At 54.5% G+C, this 15838-nt stretch carries 18 protein-coding genes; 9 read left to right on the top strand and 9 right to left on the bottom strand.

Annotation, left to right across the window (positions count from 1 at the left end; genetic code table 11):
• The first annotated feature begins 4 nt into the window (after nucleotides 1–4).
• The 5 genes from dtd to AVO41_RS10255 all read left to right on the top strand — a co-directional run bounded on the left by dtd (nucleotide 5) and on the right by AVO41_RS10255 (nucleotide 4373).
• Entirely contained in the window at nucleotides 5–454 is a 450-nt protein-coding gene (gene dtd, locus AVO41_RS10235) for a D-aminoacyl-tRNA deacylase (RefSeq protein WP_068586617.1), read from the top strand.
• A 74-nt stretch (nucleotides 455–528) separates the two neighbouring features.
• Complete coding sequence (locus tag AVO41_RS10240; RefSeq protein ID WP_068586620.1) at nucleotides 529–2637, top strand: EAL domain-containing protein; 2109 nt, start codon at nucleotides 529–531, stop codon at nucleotides 2635–2637.
• Between the two features lie 73 nt (nucleotides 2638–2710).
• A complete protein-coding gene (locus AVO41_RS10245) occupies nucleotides 2711–3082 on the top strand; it encodes an Hpt domain-containing protein (RefSeq protein ID WP_153003537.1) in 372 nt (123 codons plus the stop codon).
• A gap of 35 nt (nucleotides 3083–3117) precedes the next feature.
• Entirely contained in the window at nucleotides 3118–3732 is a 615-nt protein-coding gene (locus AVO41_RS10250) for a hypothetical protein (RefSeq protein WP_068586626.1), read from the top strand.
• Nucleotides 3729–4373 carry a hypothetical protein gene (locus tag AVO41_RS10255; protein ID WP_068586627.1) on the top strand — a complete coding sequence of 215 codons (645 nt, stop codon included), beginning with the start codon at nucleotides 3729–3731 and terminating at the stop codon, nucleotides 4371–4373. Before AVO41_RS10250 ends, AVO41_RS10255 begins: the two co-directional genes overlap by 4 nt.
• Nucleotides 4374–4409: 36 nt before the next feature.
• On the opposite strand, the gene moaC is transcribed toward AVO41_RS10255, so the two are convergent.
• The 8 genes from moaC to AVO41_RS10295 form a co-directional block, all read right to left on the bottom strand.
• Nucleotides 4410–4898 (bottom strand): cyclic pyranopterin monophosphate synthase MoaC, encoded by a 489-nt coding sequence (gene moaC / locus AVO41_RS10260; protein ID WP_068586632.1) that lies wholly within the window; start codon nucleotides 4896–4898, stop codon nucleotides 4410–4412.
• 27 nt (nucleotides 4899–4925) lie between these two features.
• On the bottom strand, nucleotides 4926–6143 hold the full coding sequence (gene glp / locus AVO41_RS10265; protein ID WP_082676746.1) for a gephyrin-like molybdotransferase Glp: 1218 nt from the start codon (nucleotides 6141–6143) through the stop codon (nucleotides 4926–4928).
• An 81-nt stretch (nucleotides 6144–6224) separates the two neighbouring features.
• A complete protein-coding gene (gene moaE, locus AVO41_RS10270; protein WP_068586635.1) occupies nucleotides 6225–6701 on the bottom strand; it encodes a molybdopterin synthase catalytic subunit MoaE in 477 nt (158 codons plus the stop codon).
• Nucleotide 6702: 1 nt separating this feature from the next.
• Complete coding sequence (gene moaD, locus AVO41_RS10275) at nucleotides 6703–6954, bottom strand: molybdopterin converting factor subunit 1 (RefSeq protein WP_068586639.1); 252 nt, start codon at nucleotides 6952–6954, stop codon at nucleotides 6703–6705.
• 15 nt (nucleotides 6955–6969) lie between these two features.
• Nucleotides 6970–7965, bottom strand: a complete 996-nt coding sequence (moaA, locus tag AVO41_RS10280; protein WP_068586642.1) for a GTP 3',8-cyclase MoaA — start codon at nucleotides 7963–7965, stop codon at nucleotides 6970–6972.
• 146 nt (nucleotides 7966–8111) lie between these two features.
• Entirely contained in the window at nucleotides 8112–9188 is a 1077-nt protein-coding gene (locus AVO41_RS10285) for a c-type cytochrome (RefSeq protein WP_068586644.1), read from the bottom strand.
• Nucleotides 9175–10536: a sulfite dehydrogenase gene (soxC, locus tag AVO41_RS10290; protein WP_068586647.1), complete on the bottom strand. Its 1362-nt coding sequence runs from the start codon at nucleotides 10534–10536 to the stop codon at nucleotides 9175–9177. Before soxC ends, AVO41_RS10285 begins: the two co-directional genes overlap by 14 nt.
• A gap of 263 nt (nucleotides 10537–10799) precedes the next feature.
• Nucleotides 10800–11246, bottom strand: coding sequence for a hypothetical protein (locus AVO41_RS10295; RefSeq protein WP_235584736.1), 447 nt, complete (start codon nucleotides 11244–11246; stop codon nucleotides 10800–10802).
• Between the two features lie 150 nt (nucleotides 11247–11396).
• Between AVO41_RS10295 and hemB the strand changes: the two genes are divergently transcribed.
• From hemB to AVO41_RS10310, 3 genes are all read left to right on the top strand, one after another.
• Nucleotides 11397–12410 (top strand): porphobilinogen synthase, encoded by a 1014-nt coding sequence (hemB, locus tag AVO41_RS10300; protein WP_068586654.1) that lies wholly within the window; start codon nucleotides 11397–11399, stop codon nucleotides 12408–12410.
• Nucleotides 12407–13246: a shikimate dehydrogenase gene (gene aroE, locus AVO41_RS10305; protein WP_068586657.1), complete on the top strand. Its 840-nt coding sequence runs from the start codon at nucleotides 12407–12409 to the stop codon at nucleotides 13244–13246. The genes hemB and aroE overlap by 4 nt, the downstream gene beginning before the upstream one ends.
• Before the next feature lie 82 nt (nucleotides 13247–13328).
• Nucleotides 13329–14588, top strand: coding sequence for an MgtC/SapB family protein (locus AVO41_RS10310; protein WP_068586659.1), 1260 nt, complete (start codon nucleotides 13329–13331; stop codon nucleotides 14586–14588).
• On the opposite strand, the gene AVO41_RS10315 is transcribed toward AVO41_RS10310, so the two are convergent.
• Complete coding sequence (locus tag AVO41_RS10315; RefSeq protein WP_068586667.1) at nucleotides 14585–15133, bottom strand: gamma carbonic anhydrase family protein; 549 nt, start codon at nucleotides 15131–15133, stop codon at nucleotides 14585–14587. The genes AVO41_RS10310 and AVO41_RS10315 overlap by 4 nt on opposite strands.
• Before the next feature lie 126 nt (nucleotides 15134–15259).
• Here AVO41_RS10315 and AVO41_RS10320 point away from each other — a divergent pair, with 126 nt between their 5' ends.
• A complete protein-coding gene (locus AVO41_RS10320; protein ID WP_235584737.1) occupies nucleotides 15260–15784 on the top strand; it encodes a DsrE family protein in 525 nt (174 codons plus the stop codon).
• Nucleotides 15785–15838: the final 54 nt, after the last annotated feature.

Raw genomic sequence — 15838 nt, forward strand, 5'->3', positions numbered from 1 at the left:
GGCCATGATCTGCCTGTTGCAGCGGGCCACGCAAGGCCAAGTCAGCGTGGACGGTCGCATCATCGGTCAGATTTCACCAGGCCTGGTGGTTTTGGTGGGGTTTGAACCCGATGACACCGACCAGACGCTGGCCAAAATGACGCACAAACTGCTGCATTACCGGGTGTTTGCCGACGAAAACGGCAAAATGAATCGGAACGTGCAGCAGGCGTGTGACGGCCAGGGTGGAGAGTTGCTGCTGGTGCCTCAGTTTACGCTGGCAGCTTCCACCCAGAAGGGGCTGCGTCCCAGTTTTCACACCTCTGCCCCACCGGACCAGGCGCAGACATTATTTCAGACGTTTTGCGAGCGCATTACCCAGGCGTATCGTCCCCCTCAAACCGGTGAATTCGGAGCGGACATGCAAGTCTCCCTGACCAATGACGGCCCGGTCACCTTTTGGCTGCAAACCTGATTCCGGGGTGGTTTCACGCTTTTTTTTTGCCGATAAAGGGTTTACACTGAGAACTCACAACCACGGGTTTTTCCATGTCTCAATCGCACGCGTCTCTATCGTCTGATCTGACCCGCCTTCATGGCCAGCCCGCGCATGTCCTTGTCATTGATGATGACAAGGTCTCACGCCTGACCATCGCCAAGGTTCTGGAAAAGGAAGGCTTTCGAGTCACGCAAGCTGAAAACGGGCGCGTCGGCTTCTCAGCCTTTCTCAATGCGCTGCCCGATCTGATCCTGATGGACGTCCTCATGCCGGAGATGGATGGCTTTGCCACCACCGAGGCCATTCGCAATTACGAAAAAGAACGCGCCATCCCCATTTTGATGCTGACCGCACTGGAAGACATCACCTCCATTGATCGTGCCTTTCAAGCCGGGGCCACCGACTTCATCACCAAACCCATTAACTGGTCACTGTTGAGTCAGCGCGTCAAATACGCCATCAAAGCGTCCCTGACCGAAGACGCCTTACGCGTCAGTCAGGCCCAGCTGAGCTTTGCCCAACAGCTGGCCAAACTCGCCTACTGGGAATGGGATGCGGTCAATGACCGCGTCAGCGGGACCGGTTTTGCCTTTGAACTGTTCGGCATTCCCAATCAAGCGGATGTGACCCTGGAGCAGTTTCTGTCCAACATCGAGGCCAAAGACAAGCCACTGGTGCAACAGGCCATTGCCGACGCCAGTCAGGGCTACAATGACATTCAGGTCAGTTTTCGAGTGCATCATCATGAAGGGGCCCCCCTTCACATCGACCTGTTGGGCGAAGTCTTTTTCAACGACCGCCATGAAATGGTCAAAGTCATCGGTTCGGCTCAGGACATCAGCCGCCTGCACAAAGCCGAAAGCCTGATTGATTATCAGGCCAGCCATGACAAACTCACTGATCTGGCCAACCGGTCGTTCTTTACCAAAGCCCTCAACACCTTCTTGAATGAAGCGCGGCCTGACCGCTTCAGTGCCACGGTGATTTTCGACATCGACAGTTTCAAAAAAATTAATGACAACCTGGGTCAGGAGCAAGGGGACGAGCTGCTGCGTAAAATGGCACAGCGACTCAATCGAGTGACCCGTGAAGATGACTTTGTGGCACGACTGGGCAGTGACGAATTTGCCATCATCATCAAAAACGCCCAGGATGAACAGGAATTGGGCCTGAGTCTGACCCGCCTTTTTCAAGCCCTGTCCAAACCCTATCAGATCACCTCCCAGGAACTGTTTATCACCCTGTCTATGGGCATCAGCCTGCTGCATCAGGATGGCGCGGAAGCCAGTGAACTGATTGCCCACGCCAACATGGCACGGACACAGGCCAAGCAGGACGGCGGGAACAAGTACCTCTACTATCAGGCACAGATGAATGCCCACTCCAAAGAACAGTTGATTCTGGAAAACGATTTACGCAAAGCGCTGGAACGCAACGAAATTGAAGTCTATTATCAACCGCAGGTGGACGGTCAGACCCTCAAACCCTATGGCGCTGAAGCGCTGGTGCGCTGGAATCATCCAGAAGCCGGCGTGATCTCACCCGGGATTTTCATTCCCATAGCCGAAAGCAGCGGCCTGATCGACGACATCGGGCACTATGTCCTCAAAACCGCCATGCACCAGGCCAAACACTGGCATCAAAACGGCTATGACGACCTGCACATTGGGGTCAACCTGTCCGGGCGCCAGTTTTCTCACAACGACCTAATTCGTCAGGTGCAGACCTTGTTAACCGAATCCGGTCTGCCGCCCCGTTTTCTGGATCTGGAAATCACCGAAAGCCTGGCCATGAGCAATGCCGATCACAACATCAGCATTCTCAAAAGCCTCAAAGCCATGGGTGTGTCGCTTTCCATCGATGATTTCGGTACCGGCTATTCCTCACTCGCCTACTTACAGAGTTTTCCCATTGACACCATCAAAATCGATCGCTCGTTCATCGTCAACCTGGAAACCAACGAGGGCCAGGCGATTGTTCGCACCATTCTCGCCATGGCCGAAAGTCTGAATCTGCAGGTGGTCGCCGAAGGCATCGAAGAAGAATTTCACATCGCTTTTCTGCAGAACAAAAACTGCGCGGTCTTCCAGGGCTTTAAATTTGGCAAGCCCATGCCTGCGGACGCATTCGACGAATTTTTGCGCCATAACGGCACTTAATCCATGTTCAAAAGTGCTTTTTTCTTTAAAAGGCCAGCCGAAAGAATTAGAGTATTACGCTTAAAGATTGTCCGTGAGTGACCCAATGACCGAACACGCCGATGACGCGCCTCTGGACCTGAACAACCTGGCCATGCTCAAGGATTTGATCGGAGACGACCTAAAACCCATTGTTGAAGGTTTTGCAGCGCAAATCCCGTTACTGCTGCGCCAGATTGAACAGGCGCTGGAAGAGCAAGAGGCCGCTGATCTGATCTTGCATGCTCACACATTAAAAGGCAGTTCAGCCAATGTCGGTGCCCGTCCGTTGGCGGATGTGGCCGCTCAACTGGAGCAGGCAGGTAAAAACCAAGACTGGCATCAGGCGGATGCATTGCTGACCCGGACGAAAGTCGAGTCAGAGAAAGCACGCGTTGCCAGCGAAGCATTCATCGCTCAATTTTGAGCTTCTCCGAATCTTGATTTGATATAGGAACCATCATGCGCTATCAAGTGACAAAAGACGAAAAATTTCTGGCCAAAAACCCGCATCACATCTTCAACCTCAACATTCTGATCACGCACCTGGCCATTTCCAAAGTGGCGCTGGAACTCGGCGGCGGCAACCCTTTCTATTTTCTCATGGTGCCGGGTATCTCTCTGCTGGTCATCGCTTACCTTTATTTCCACGGCCAAAAAGTCCAGACACGGGGTTCCTGGTTTGTGTCTGCGCACTGGATGCTGGCCTGGCGCCGGGGGCGCAACCTGATCATCTCTTATGCCGTGGCAGTGGTGGTGTTGGTTCTGGCAACCATTCTGGGCAATGTCTTCGGCGGTGGTTTGATGATGAATGATTTTTCAGATTCCGGCTCCTCCACCTCCATCATCCAGAAAATCGGCATGTTTTTCGCCGGTGTGGTGGTGTTTTTCACCGTGCTTTATAACTTCCTGCAGACGGGGATTTCGGTGTATGACGCGGGCAAAGGCATCATCGATAAAAAGATTGAACGGTTCCTACCCAGAGATGCGAATGCCAATGTCGAAATCGGCGAAGGCGACGAACCGGTCAAGCGTGACGACGAGGAGCAACAGGCGGACTCGGAGAAATCCTCATGAACTTCCGTCCCTTGTTTCGCAAACTGCCCACTTGGGCCTGGGTGCTGATCGGTGCCAGCGTCATCACGGTTTTGTTCAGTGCCTTCCCGCCGCAGCAGGATCAAACGCCCCCTGAACTGCTTCCATGGAATGCAAGCTACAACGCACAAGGCCAACTGGAGGCGCTTGGCCTGACGGTGGGGCAAGACACCCCGCAACAGGCGATCGACCTCTATGGGCATGACTTTGAAGTCAAGCTGTTTTCCAAAAAAGATGAAGACAACAAAACCGCGGAAGTGTTTTTCCCATCTATCCACATCAGCAGCATCCACGGCGCGATTGCGCTGCGTTTGAAAGTACCTCAGGAGCAGCTCAACCACTTCTACAGCGAAGGCGTGCAAACCACCGTCACCAAGTTAGGCAATCGCGAGGTCACGCCCCATAACGAAGCGATCGAGATATTGAAACAGTCACCGATTCAATCGGTCACACTGGTCCCACGCAAATCCCTGACCGAACGGGCCATCAAAATGCGCTTCGGCGAACCCGAGCGTACCGAAGTCCAATCGGACGGTGTGCCCCATTGGTTCTACCCAGACAAAGGCTTGGAAATCATCCTCAACAACGAAGGCCCTGACGCTTTGCAGTATTACCTTTTTTAACCAGGCCTGGTTAAAAAGGGGAGTTGTGAGGGAGGGCTATTCGTCTGCTTCTCGGGTCCAGTGCCCGCTCTTGCCGCCTTTCTTTTCTTCCAGCTGAATGCCTTCAATCTGCATGCCTTTGTCCACGGCTTTGCACATGTCATAGAGTGTCAGTGCAGCAGCCGAAACCGCGGTCAGCGCTTCCATTTCCACCCCAGTCTGACCGGCCAGCTTGCAGGTGGCCTGAATGTCCACACACTGTTCGTCTGCGTTTTCCGTGAGCTCGACCTTAACAGACGTCAACATCAACGGATGACACATTGGAATCAGGTCCGGCGTCCGTTTGGCGGCCATGATGCCGGCAATGCGAGCGGTGGCCAGCACATCGCCTTTTTTATGCGTGCCATCCATGATCATGGCAAGCGTCTCGGGTTTCATTCTGACCCGTCCGACTGCGGTGGCTTCGCGCTCGGTCACCGATTTCTGGGTGACGTCGACCATGCGTGCCTGACCTTTTTCATCAAGATGTGTGAGAGTATTGTTCATGAGCGTTTCCTTTTTTACCAGGCCTGCTTACTGGAAGGCATCAAACGGCAAGAAGGCAACGGTATCGCCTTTGGTTACCGTTGTGTCTTCTTCAATCACCACAAACCCCTCGCCCCAGACGGTGGACGTCAGCACGCCTGAGCCTTGCTGAGGATAGAGCACCACTTTTGTTTCTGTATCCTGCGGCCCACTCACCAGCTGAGCGCGGGCAAATTCACGCCGAAAGCCGGCTTGGGGCCAGTCAAAGTCGGCTGTCACCCAGTAGGGTTTGATAAAGACGTCCTGCACCCCTTGTGAGCGCAACAGAAAGGCGCGTGCAAACAGATAACAGGTGGCAAATGCCGAGACGGGATTGCCCGGCAGCCCGATGAAAGGTGTGTCATTCACATAACCAAACGCCAGCGGTTTGCCCGGTTTCATTTTGACGCGCCACAAATCCAGGTGCCCCAAAGCTTCCACCGCAGGTTTCAGATGGTCTTCCTCCCCGACGGACACACCACCGGTGGTAATCACCACATCGGCCTGTTCGCTGGCTTTTTGCAAAGTCTGCCGCGTTGCCTTCAGGTCATCGGGAATGCGTCCCAAATCAATCAGCTCAAAGCCCCATTTTTGCATCATGGCCTGAATGACGGAGTGATTGGCATTGTAGATTTTGCCCGGTGCCCAGTCCTCACCCGGCGCCAGCAACTCATCCCCGGTGGTAAAGGTGGCGATTTTCAACGGCACATAAACCGTGACCTCGGCTTGGCCGATGGAGGCGATCAGCCCTAAATCCTGGGGGCGCAACCGATGACCGACATTGAGAATGGTCGCGCCCTTTGCAATGTCCTCTCCTTTGCGACGGATGTTTTCACCCGCCTTGACGGTGTCCTGTTTGATCCGAATGCGCGCATCGTCAATCATCTCTGCGTTTTCTTGCATCACCACCGCGTTGGCGTCCGGTGGAATGGGCGCACCAGTGAAAATGCGTGCCGCAGTGCCTGTCTCTAACGGCGTGTCACCGCGATCGCCCGCCGTAATACGCTGGCTGATGTTCAGTTCACGGTCATGGGATGAGTCGAAGCTGTGCAGGGCGTAGCCGTCCATCTGGCTGTTATCGTGGGGCGGGACGTCCATGCCTGAGATCACGGGTTGGGCCAGGACATAACCCAGCGCTTCCCCAACTGCCAGAGTCTGGGTTCGCCGGGTGGGCACCGCTTTTTTAACCAGTTGGGTCAGGGCTTGATCAAAACTCAACATCTGCATACAGGCTTCCTTGTAATTCGAAAAAAAACCCCGCGACAGCGGGGCAATGACAGTTAACCGTTGAAAGGTCGTTTAAAAAATTCAGGCATTTTCGGACGCATCCAGCCATTTCTTTTTGGCTTCGTCGTCCGACAAACGCGCATCTACCCAACGGGTTTCGCCATTGGGCAATGTTTCCTTCTTCCAGAAAGGCGCGTGGGTTTTGAGAAAGTCCATAATAAAATGCGCCGCTTCAAACGCCGCCTCACGATGGCGTGAGGCCACGGCCACCAGCACGATCTGGTCACAGGGACGCATCTCACCCACACGATGGATAATCAAACTGTTTTGCAAAGGCCAACGCTGGTGCGCTTTCTGACGGATGTTTTCCAATGCTTTTTCCGTCATGCCCGGATAATGCTCGAGTTCCAGTGCGGCCACATCCGCATTATCGTTAACGTCGCGCACCGTGCCCACAAAGCTGACCACCGCTCCGATGTCGCGATGCCCATCCCTTAATGCCGCAACTTCGGTACTTAGATCAAAGTCATCCAGTTGAACCCGGACCTGCTCGGACATCTCAGCCTCCCGTCACGGGCGGGAAAAAGGCGACTTCATCCCCGGCTTTGATCGGCGTGTGACGGCGTGCCATGTCCTGATTGACGGCAATCTGAACCTGGTTGCGATCACCAAGGATTTTTTCCCAGTTCTCTCCACGCTGCGATAAATGCTTTAACACACATTCGACGCGCTCGAAGCCCTCCATTGGCAGCTGCTCCTGGCTGGTCCCCAGTTCTTCACGGAAACGGGCAAAATACTGTACGGTCAACATTTTACTGTCCTCTTTCTAGCCGCCCAGAGAAACCATCTGGCGGAACTCAATGTTGTGAACGTTTTCATTAAAAAAGTGGCGTTCCGGTTTTTTTTCCATGGCTTTGACGATTAAGGCCTGTAAGTCTTCGTCCGAAATGCCATCGCGCAACGGTGTTTTCAAATCCACGGAATCTTCCTGCCCCAGGCAGAGCGCCAGAATGCCGGTTGCCGTCAATCGGACCCGGTTGCAGCTCTCGCAAAAATGATCGGAGACGGCAGAAATCACCCCGATTTTGGCCTGAGTATCCTGAATTTTAAAATTGCTTGCCGGCCCGTCGTGGCTTTGACTGGTGCACGGAATCAAATCCTTGCCCACATGATCGCGCACCCGCTGCAGGATTTTCTTTTTAGGGTAATGCTGGTCCATCATGCTGACACCGGCCGGGCCGATGGGCATGGTTTCAATAAACCGGACTTCGACCCCGTGCTCGATACCAAAATCGATCATGTCCTCGATCTCGCCATCGTTGGTGCCTTTCATCACCACCATATTGAATTTCATTGGGTTCAGGCCTGCCTCAATCCCGGCTTTGACCCCCGCCAGGACTTTGTCCAGATCGCCCCCACGGGTGATTTCCTTAAACAGCTTTGGCTTTAATGAATCAATCGAAACATTGGCCCGATGCAACCCGGCTTCTTTGAGGGCCACCGCATGCTTTGCCAGATGGTGTGCATTGGTGGATAAGGCAATCTCCTTGAGCCCCTCCAGTGGGGATATCTGAGAAATAAATCCAGGAATCCCTTTGCGGACCAGCGGTTCACCGCCGGTCACGCGTACTTTTTTAACGCCCAGGGCCACAAACGCCGTAATAATACGCGTGAGTTCATCAAAGGTCAGGTACTCGCTGTGATGCCCTTCCGGGTGGACGCCCTGCTCTGGCATACAGTACCCGCAACGGTAATTGCAGCGGTCCGTGACCGAAACCCGCAGGTACTCAATGTGTCGATCAAATGGGTCAATTAGCGCCATTGTGGCAATCCTTTGTCTCGCTCGTTATTTCCGAGTGGGAATAACGGTTATTTTACGGATTTGAGGTTCAGACGCAAGTCTTGCGCCCCAGCGACAGGCAAAAAAAAAACCCGCCGAAGCGGGTTTTTTATACCAAACAGTATGGTTTACATACCGGCGTGACCCACACCTGGTGGATCTTCGTGCAGACGCTCAGGCGTGTTGTACTGAGGCGTCCCATCTGGCAACAGACGTGCTTGAACAAAGTTCTGAATGTTGCCTTTGCCGTCACCGACCATGTAGTCAGGACAGTCAGACATACAACGTTCGTTGTGAATCACCGGACGGTGGTCACAGAAGAAGTTGCCCTGGTTCTTCATATACTTGTTCTGCTTCATCAGCAGTTCAGAGTTATAGAAGGTATCAAAGTCCAACTCAATCGGCGTTCCGTCTTCATCAAAACCAACTGGGATATAGTTGGATTGCATGATGTAACCGGTCATGCCCATGTAACCCGCATCACCAATCGCTGGCATGTTCGGCGTCCAGAAAGGCATGGTACGGCGGATGTAGTCAAACAATGTCACCGCATAAGGCCAGTAGTTGCCCACGGTTTTCATCGGTGCCGGATCGTCAAAGCTTGAGGTCACCAGGTTACCGTCTACGGCCAGTGGCAGGTAACCTTTGGCCCCTTCACCGAACTCACCGTGACACATACCACAGAATTGAACATACAGCTCACCGCCCTTTTCAACGGTCATGCCCACAGAAGGATCCGGCAGGTTGTTGCCGTCACCGTCCACGGTGATGTTCCAGACCTTGGTGGCTTCTTCCGCAATTGGGGTACCGAAACCATACGCTTTGAAGTCCGCATCGTTGGTGTAGTTTTTGGCAACGTTGTCATGCACTTCGGTGAAAGCGGCTGGCACTTTACACTGAGCATTCCCGTGGTTACCACCATCAATGCTGTCGTCCACTTCGAACGAGTAAGGGTTGGCCGGATCCAGCTTGGCCATCAGACCGGTACGACCGTAAGTAGCGTCTTCACCCAGGATGGCTTCGATCACTTTCGGGTCCAGGTACTTACCATCATTCTCTTTGATGATTTCAGCGTAATTGGCAGCGTATTTGCCGTCAATCTTGTCGCCGTTGGACCCGTCGCCGCTGCCGCTCATTGCGAAGGCACTGCCAGCCGTGGCCAGAGCCACAGCGGATGCCAGTAGTGTTTGCTTAGTATTGAACATTTTCGATCATACCTCCGTTTTTGCCATCTTCCCATGGGTGAACACGCCAGGTCACCATTGCTGTACGGTGGTAGACGTTGTTAGTGCCTTCCAGCTCACGCATTTGTGGCATCGGTGGCTGTACATAACCTGTTTCATCGGTCACGCGGCTCATCATAAAGGCTTCAGAACCATCCCAGTCCCATTCAACTTCGAAACGGGTCCAGGCTTTGTCCAGTACCGCTGAGGTGAAGTGCGCTTCTTTCCAGTTGCGCCCACCGTCAAAGGAGACGTCCACGTGCTTGACCTTACCGCGACCGGACCAGGCCAGACCGCGTACGAAGTACTTACCAGGTCCTTGCATTTTGAAGTCTGGTGAAGGATAGGTAATCACGGAGTTGGCTTCCATGTACCAAGAGAAACGCTGAGCGGTGCCATCTGGCATCAGTTCAGTGTACTTGGAGGTTTCTTCACGGTGCTGTGCTGGCACATCATGCACCTGGATACGACGCAGGTATTTGACCCACATGTTGGCTTCACAACCTGGGACAACCAGACGAATTGGATAACCCTGCTCACGACGCAGTGCTTCACCGTTCTGAGCGTAGGCGATGATACAGTCATCCATCGCGATGTCCATTGGGATGGAACGCGTCAGAGCAGCCGCATCAGCGCCTTCTGGAATCAGCCACTTGGCTTCTGGCTTGATACCCGCTTCTTTCAGCAGATCAGACAGACGCACACCCGTCCACTCAACACAGGACATCATACCGTGTGTCCACTGGACCGAATCCAGCTGAACCCCTTTCCACTCCATCGCGCCGTTGGCCGGACACTCAGCAAAGTGGATACGGGAAACCGATGGGAAACGCTTCAGGTCGTCCATGGTAAAAATCAACGGACGTTCAACCAAGCCGTGAATCACCAGACGGTGCTCGGCCGGATCGATGGTGGGTACACCACCGTGGAAACGTTCAAAGTGCAGACCATTCGGGGTAATGATCCCGTGCAGGCTTTGCAATGGGGTCATGGTGATGGATGCCATCGCATCCGGCGTCAACCACTCCAGGGTACGACGCTGCACTTCTTTCTCATAAGGAGAAGGCATACCATATGGGTACTTACGCACACCAAAGCCCAAAGATTTACGCGCCGCACCGTCTTGCAGCACTTCAGTCATTTCTTCTTGTCCGGCATAGGTCGAGACGGCTTTCTTCGGGTCATACTGACCGCCTTCCGCCGCTGACGCCGCCTTGGTGAAAAGCACACCACCGGCTACGGCTGCACTGCCTTTCAAAAAGGCACGACGACCCTGCTCACGGCTCTCGTCGGTTTGCACAGCAACCTTTTCAACGATTTTGTCTGTCATGATTTGCTCCTTGATTGACAACTGAACCAGCTGCCTCAATTTCAAGAGTTTATTGTTTAAAAGCTTTTTTATTTATTCAGCGCCACCAGCAACCAGCGACGCGCAGCACATTGCTAACCCGTAATAATATGTTTTCCCCGGGTCAAGATCAAGTTTTCCCCCTGCTAAAATTAGAACTTGCTTATATAAATTTTTTATGGGGAAGCCACCTCAGTCTATTGAGTTTACTTATTGTAGGGATTTTGCAACCCTCCCCAGTGCGCTTACGCCTCATGCATTCGCTGGCAAACGGGCCCGCTTTTAGGGTGTTCAATGTCTTCGGCCACCTGATGCAAAAACTGCTGCAATTCCTCAATCGACAACACCGACAGCAACTTGTTCATAATCGCCGGGTCAATCGCCACGGTGGTGTAGTCCCCGGTACTGAGCTGAACTTGCACCCCACTGACATCGGCTTGGGCCCCGACCTCATTGCCTTCGATCAGAGCGGCCTGATCTTCAAAGAACCGCTGATCGTACAAGGCTTCGACCTCATCCATCTGCTCGGGCGTCAGCGCTTGGCCGACCTGCACTTCGCACACACTCTCTTCGCCGGTTTCGGCCACGGCCATGACCTGTGCCGCAATGCCGCGCTCGGTCAACTGGTCGGCAAAACTTTGCGCCAGCGCCTGATCGAAAAACACATAATCAAAGGTATCCATGTCACTCATTGCATCGCCCTTCGCTTTCACCCAAAAGGCCCAATTTTAACCCAACCTCTTACCAGGCCTGGTCAGTTTTATTGATTACCGGGTTGCTTTATTTTTTATAGGCTCGGCGGTATCATGCGAGCAAACTTGTCTTCTCAGGAGCCTTACCAGATGATCGAACGCCAATTTCCCATTACCCGGATGCGCCGCATGCGCAAAGACGCCTTTTCACGCCGACTGATGCAGGAAAACGTGCTCACCGCCAATGACCTGATTTATCCGATGTTTGTGATCGAGGGCGACAATCAACGTGAAGCGGTTGCCTCCATGCCCGGAATTGAACGCCTGAGCATTGATCTGCTGGTGGATGAGGCCAAAACACTGGCCTCGCTTGGCATCCCGATGATTGCCCTGTTTCCGGTACCGGACCCGGACACAAAAACGCTGACGGCAGAAGAAGCCTACAACCCGGAGGGTCTGGTTCAACGCGCCACGCGGGCGGTGAAAGCTGCCGTGCCGGAAATGGGGATCATGACCGATGTGGCACTTGACCCCTACACCACCCATGGACAGGACGGCATCATCGACGACGAAGGCTATGTGCTCAATGACGACACCATTGATGTGCTGATGCAGCAAGCGCTGTCGCACGCTCAGGCGGGTGCCGATGTGGTCGCGCCTTCCGACATGATGGACGGGCGCATTGTGGAAATCCGCGAACTGCTGGAAGACCACGGTCAGATTCACACCCGCATTATGGCCTATTCCGCCAAATACGCCTCGGCGTACTATGGCCCCTTCCGCGATGCGGTCGGTTCCGCCGGCAACCTGGGCAAGGCCGACAAGAAAACCTATCAGATGGATCCGGCCAATTCCGACGAGGCTCTGCACGAAGTGGCGCTCGACATTAATGAGGGCGCTGACATGGTCATGGTCAAACCCGGCATTCCCTATCTGGACATCGTCCATCGAGTTAAAACCGAATTTAAAGCCCCCACGTTTGTCTATCACGTCAGCGGGGAATACGCCATGCTCAAAGCCGCTGCCCAAAACGGCTGGATCGACGAACGCGCGGTGGTGATGGAGACCCTGCTCAGCTGCAAACGCGCCGGCGCCGACGGCATTTTGACCTATTTTGCCAAACAGGCGGCCATCTGGCTGAAAGAAGACGGGGCGGTACAATGAGTCAACAGCCGGACAAGTATGCCGTCGTGGGCGACCCCATCGCCCATTCCAAATCCCCGCAAATTCATGCGATGTTTGCCGAGCAGACCGACCAGAACCTGATTTATGAAGCGATTCGCATCGACACCGAAGACGACAACTTTGCACGTCGGGTCATGGCCTTGAGACAGCAGGGCTATAAAGGGTTGAATGTGACCGTGCCGTTCAAACTGGATGCGTTTGAGCTTGCCGAGGACCTGAGCGAACGCGCCCAAACCGCGCATGCCGTCAACACACTCGTGCTGGACGAGTCAGTGTTTGGCGACAACACCGATGGCATCGGTCTGGTCAGTGACATTGAAACCAATGCCAGCGTACCCCTGGCCGGCAAACGGGTACTGATACTGGGCGCAGGCGGGGCGGTGCAAGGCATTATGCAGCCACTGCTGCAAAAACAACCAGGCCTGGTGCACATTGCCAACCGCACCGCCAAACGAGCTCAGGTACTGGGCGCGCGTTTTGAGACCGACGTCGCGCTGTCGGCCAGCGGTTGGGAAGACATCCCAATTGATCAGCCCTATGACATTGTGATCAACGGCACCTCAGCCAGTCTGGAAGGCAAGCGACCGCCTGTGTCCGAACAGATCATTGGCCCCCAGACGCTGGTGTATGACATGATGTATCAGAGCGAACCCACAGTGTTTCTGGACTGGGCACGCTCGCATCAACCGGATTGCCAGATACGCGATGGGCTGGGTATGCTGGTAGGGCAGGCCGCCGAATCGTTTTATCTCTGGCGCGGGGTCCGTCCCAACACCCAACCGGTGATCGAGGCCTTGCGTCGCCAAATGCGCTGAAACCGCCCCGACGTTGGCAAAACGACGTCGGTCATCAAACATGCGTTGGCGATCCATCCGCGACACCCGATAAGGAGAGCCCATGACCGAGTTTCAACAACTGTTTTATCCCTTAGGCGTTGCCCTGGCCATCGGCTTGCTGATCGGGACCGAACGCGGTTGGCAGAACCGGGAAACCCGTGAAGGGGGGCGCATTGCCGGGGTTCGCACTTTTGGGCTGGTCGGCCTGCTGGGCGGTCTGCTGGCGGTGGCCGACCTGGGACACTGGGTAATCGGGCTAGCGTTTGTGGCCCTGGCCGCCGTCATGACCAGTGTCTACGCGCTCAATCTGCGTCAGGGCGATGACGTCGGCATCACCACTCTCATCGCCACACTGGTGACCTTTTCCCTTGGGGTGCTGGCCGGAACGGGGCAGTTTTTGCTCGCAGGTGCCACGGCCGTGGTGGTCACGCTTCTGCTGACGCATAAGCCCTTGCTGCATCACGGGCTGACTCGCCTCGAATCCAAAGAACTGCACGCCGCCCTGAAACTCCTGCTGATTTCCGTGGTGCTGTTACCGATTCTGCCCGATCAGGGCTATGGCCCCTACCAGGCGCTCAACCCCTATGAAATCTGGTGGATGGTGGTGGTGATTGCGGCCATTTCGTTTGTCGGTTACAGCGCCATCAAGATTGGCGGCCCCCGCAAAGGCGCGGTGTTTACGGGCGTATTTGGCGGCCTGGCCGCGTCCACCGCGGTCACCCTCCACTTTTCACGCCTGACCCGGACCCACCCGGAAATGGGCCCCATGCTCGCCACCGGCATCCTGATTGCCTGCGGCACCATGTTCCCACGCATGTTGCTGGTCGCCTCGGCACTGAGCCCGGTCCTCTTCTACCCATTAATGCTGCCAGCGCTGATCATGGCCGTGCTCACCTATGTCCCGGCCCTGATTTACTGGCGGCATCAGGCCCATGCCAACCCGGTTCAGGCCACCCCCTTGAAGAACCCACTGGAACTGAAAACAGCGTTACTGTTTGGGGCATTGCTCACCGCCGTGATGTTGCTGGGACAGACCCTACGTGATTGGTTTGGCGATGCCGGCATTCTGGCGCTGGCGGCGGCATCGGGCGTGGCCGATGTGGACGCGATCACACTGTCATTGGCACGCATGAGTCACGATGAGCTGGCCGCCCGTATCGCCGTCACCGGTATTGTGATCGCGGCCAGTGTGAACAATGTGATCAAAGGCAGCATGGCCGCCAGCATCGGGGGCAAACAGATGCTGACGCAGGTGGCGCTGCCTTTGTGGTTCAGCGCCGGCGTCGGCCTGATCACGACCTGGTTCTGGGTCTGGGTTTAATCCGACTGCGCATCCTGCTCGGCGTACGTATTTTTTAAGCGAACGTAATGCTGAGCGGAGTAGGTCAGAAAAGCTTTTTCTTCCTCTGTCAGAGGGCGAATCTGCTTGACCGGTGAGCCCAGATACAGATGGCCGGATGCCAATTCCTTGTTAGGCGGCACCAGAGAGTTGGCGCCGATCATCACCTGCGACCGGATCACGGCGTTGTCCAATACCACCGATCCCATCCCAATCAGGCACTGATCTTCGATCATGCAGCCATGCAACACCACATTGTGCCCCACGGTCACGTCCTCGCCCACCAGGCACTGTGAACCTTTGGTCATATCGGAGCTGTGCGTGGTGTGACAGACACAGCCATCCTGAATATTGGAGCGGGCACCGATGCGAATGGCATTGACGTCCCCGCGCAGGGTCGCATTGGGCCAGACACTGACGTCCTCACCCAGTTCACAGTCGCCGATCACCACGGCCGAGGCATCCACCCAGGCCGTTGTCGCCAAAGACGGCGTAAACGTTTTAAAACGTCGCAGTTTTTTTGTCATCCTATCCTCTCTGTTTGTTGACGCGGTTTGAGTCCACTTAAGTGTTGCAGGATTTTTGGGAATTGTTGCCGGTTCAGCGTGGTACGCTAAACGTGTTTCGTCATTATACGCTCAGGAGTTGACACGATGCCATCCACTGCACACGCCCTTAAATGGATTCAAATCAGTCTTTTGGTTCTGGCCATGGGCTGGGCTCTTATTTTTTCTCAACCGCTTATCGCGGCCCCACTTACTAATCAAACCGCTTTAAACAACGTTGAGCATGTCAAAGCGATTTACGATGTGCGAAAAAGTCATCCGACCTCGCTTTTGGGTTACCTCAAAGCCATTGAAACCAATGTCACCAACCTGAAGAAGGAAGGGGTCTCCTTTGATCTTCAGATGATTTTTATTTCCAAGGCTGTGACGTTCATTACCACCGAGCCGGAAGAAACCTTGGCAATGGAACACGGTGAAACGCTCGAGCAGATCGCACAACAGATTGCCCGTTTGCAATCACTGGGCATCCAAATGGAAGCCTGCGGTGGTGCCACGGCTTACTTCAATGTTGATAATGAAACCCTACTCCCTGGCATTGACCCGGTGCGTTCAGGCTTTATTTCTCTGATGGGCTGGCAGGCAAAAGGCTATGGGCTGATCACGGTTTACTAGACGTCTGAACGTAAAAAGGCCGTGCATGAGCACGGCCTTTGGGGCTAGAAACCA

It is taken from the genome of Thiomicrospira sp. WB1, from assembly GCF_001507535.1.
Classification (GTDB): Bacteria; Pseudomonadota; Gammaproteobacteria; order Thiomicrospirales; family Thiomicrospiraceae; genus Hydrogenovibrio.

Coding starts and splice junctions, on each gene's coding strand:
- dtd (WP_068586617.1), top strand. CDS start 5: ATGATCTGCCTGTTGCAGCGGGCCACGCAAGGCCAAGTCAGCGTGGAC.
- AVO41_RS10240 (WP_068586620.1), top strand. CDS start 529: ATGTCTCAATCGCACGCGTCTCTATCGTCTGATCTGACCCGCCTTCAT.
- AVO41_RS10250 (WP_068586626.1), top strand. CDS start 3,118: ATGCGCTATCAAGTGACAAAAGACGAAAAATTTCTGGCCAAAAACCCG.
- AVO41_RS10255 (WP_068586627.1), top strand. CDS start 3,729: ATGAACTTCCGTCCCTTGTTTCGCAAACTGCCCACTTGGGCCTGGGTG.
- moaC (WP_068586632.1), bottom strand. CDS start 4,898: ATGAACAATACTCTCACACATCTTGATGAAAAAGGTCAGGCACGCATG.
- glp (WP_082676746.1), bottom strand. CDS start 6,143: ATGCAGATGTTGAGTTTTGATCAAGCCCTGACCCAACTGGTTAAAAAA.
- moaE (WP_068586635.1), bottom strand. CDS start 6,701: ATGTCCGAGCAGGTCCGGGTTCAACTGGATGACTTTGATCTAAGTACC.
- moaD (WP_068586639.1), bottom strand. CDS start 6,954: ATGTTGACCGTACAGTATTTTGCCCGTTTCCGTGAAGAACTGGGGACC.
- moaA (WP_068586642.1), bottom strand. CDS start 7,965: ATGGCGCTAATTGACCCATTTGATCGACACATTGAGTACCTGCGGGTT.
- AVO41_RS10285 (WP_068586644.1), bottom strand. CDS start 9,188: ATGTTCAATACTAAGCAAACACTACTGGCATCCGCTGTGGCTCTGGCC.
- soxC (WP_068586647.1), bottom strand. CDS start 10,536: ATGACAGACAAAATCGTTGAAAAGGTTGCTGTGCAAACCGACGAGAGC.
- AVO41_RS10295 (WP_235584736.1), bottom strand. CDS start 11,246: ATGAGTGACATGGATACCTTTGATTATGTGTTTTTCGATCAGGCGCTG.
- hemB (WP_068586654.1), top strand. CDS start 11,397: ATGATCGAACGCCAATTTCCCATTACCCGGATGCGCCGCATGCGCAAA.
- aroE (WP_068586657.1), top strand. CDS start 12,407: ATGAGTCAACAGCCGGACAAGTATGCCGTCGTGGGCGACCCCATCGCC.
- AVO41_RS10310 (WP_068586659.1), top strand. CDS start 13,329: ATGACCGAGTTTCAACAACTGTTTTATCCCTTAGGCGTTGCCCTGGCC.
- AVO41_RS10315 (WP_068586667.1), bottom strand. CDS start 15,133: ATGACAAAAAAACTGCGACGTTTTAAAACGTTTACGCCGTCTTTGGCG.
- AVO41_RS10320 (WP_235584737.1), top strand. CDS start 15,260: ATGCCATCCACTGCACACGCCCTTAAATGGATTCAAATCAGTCTTTTG.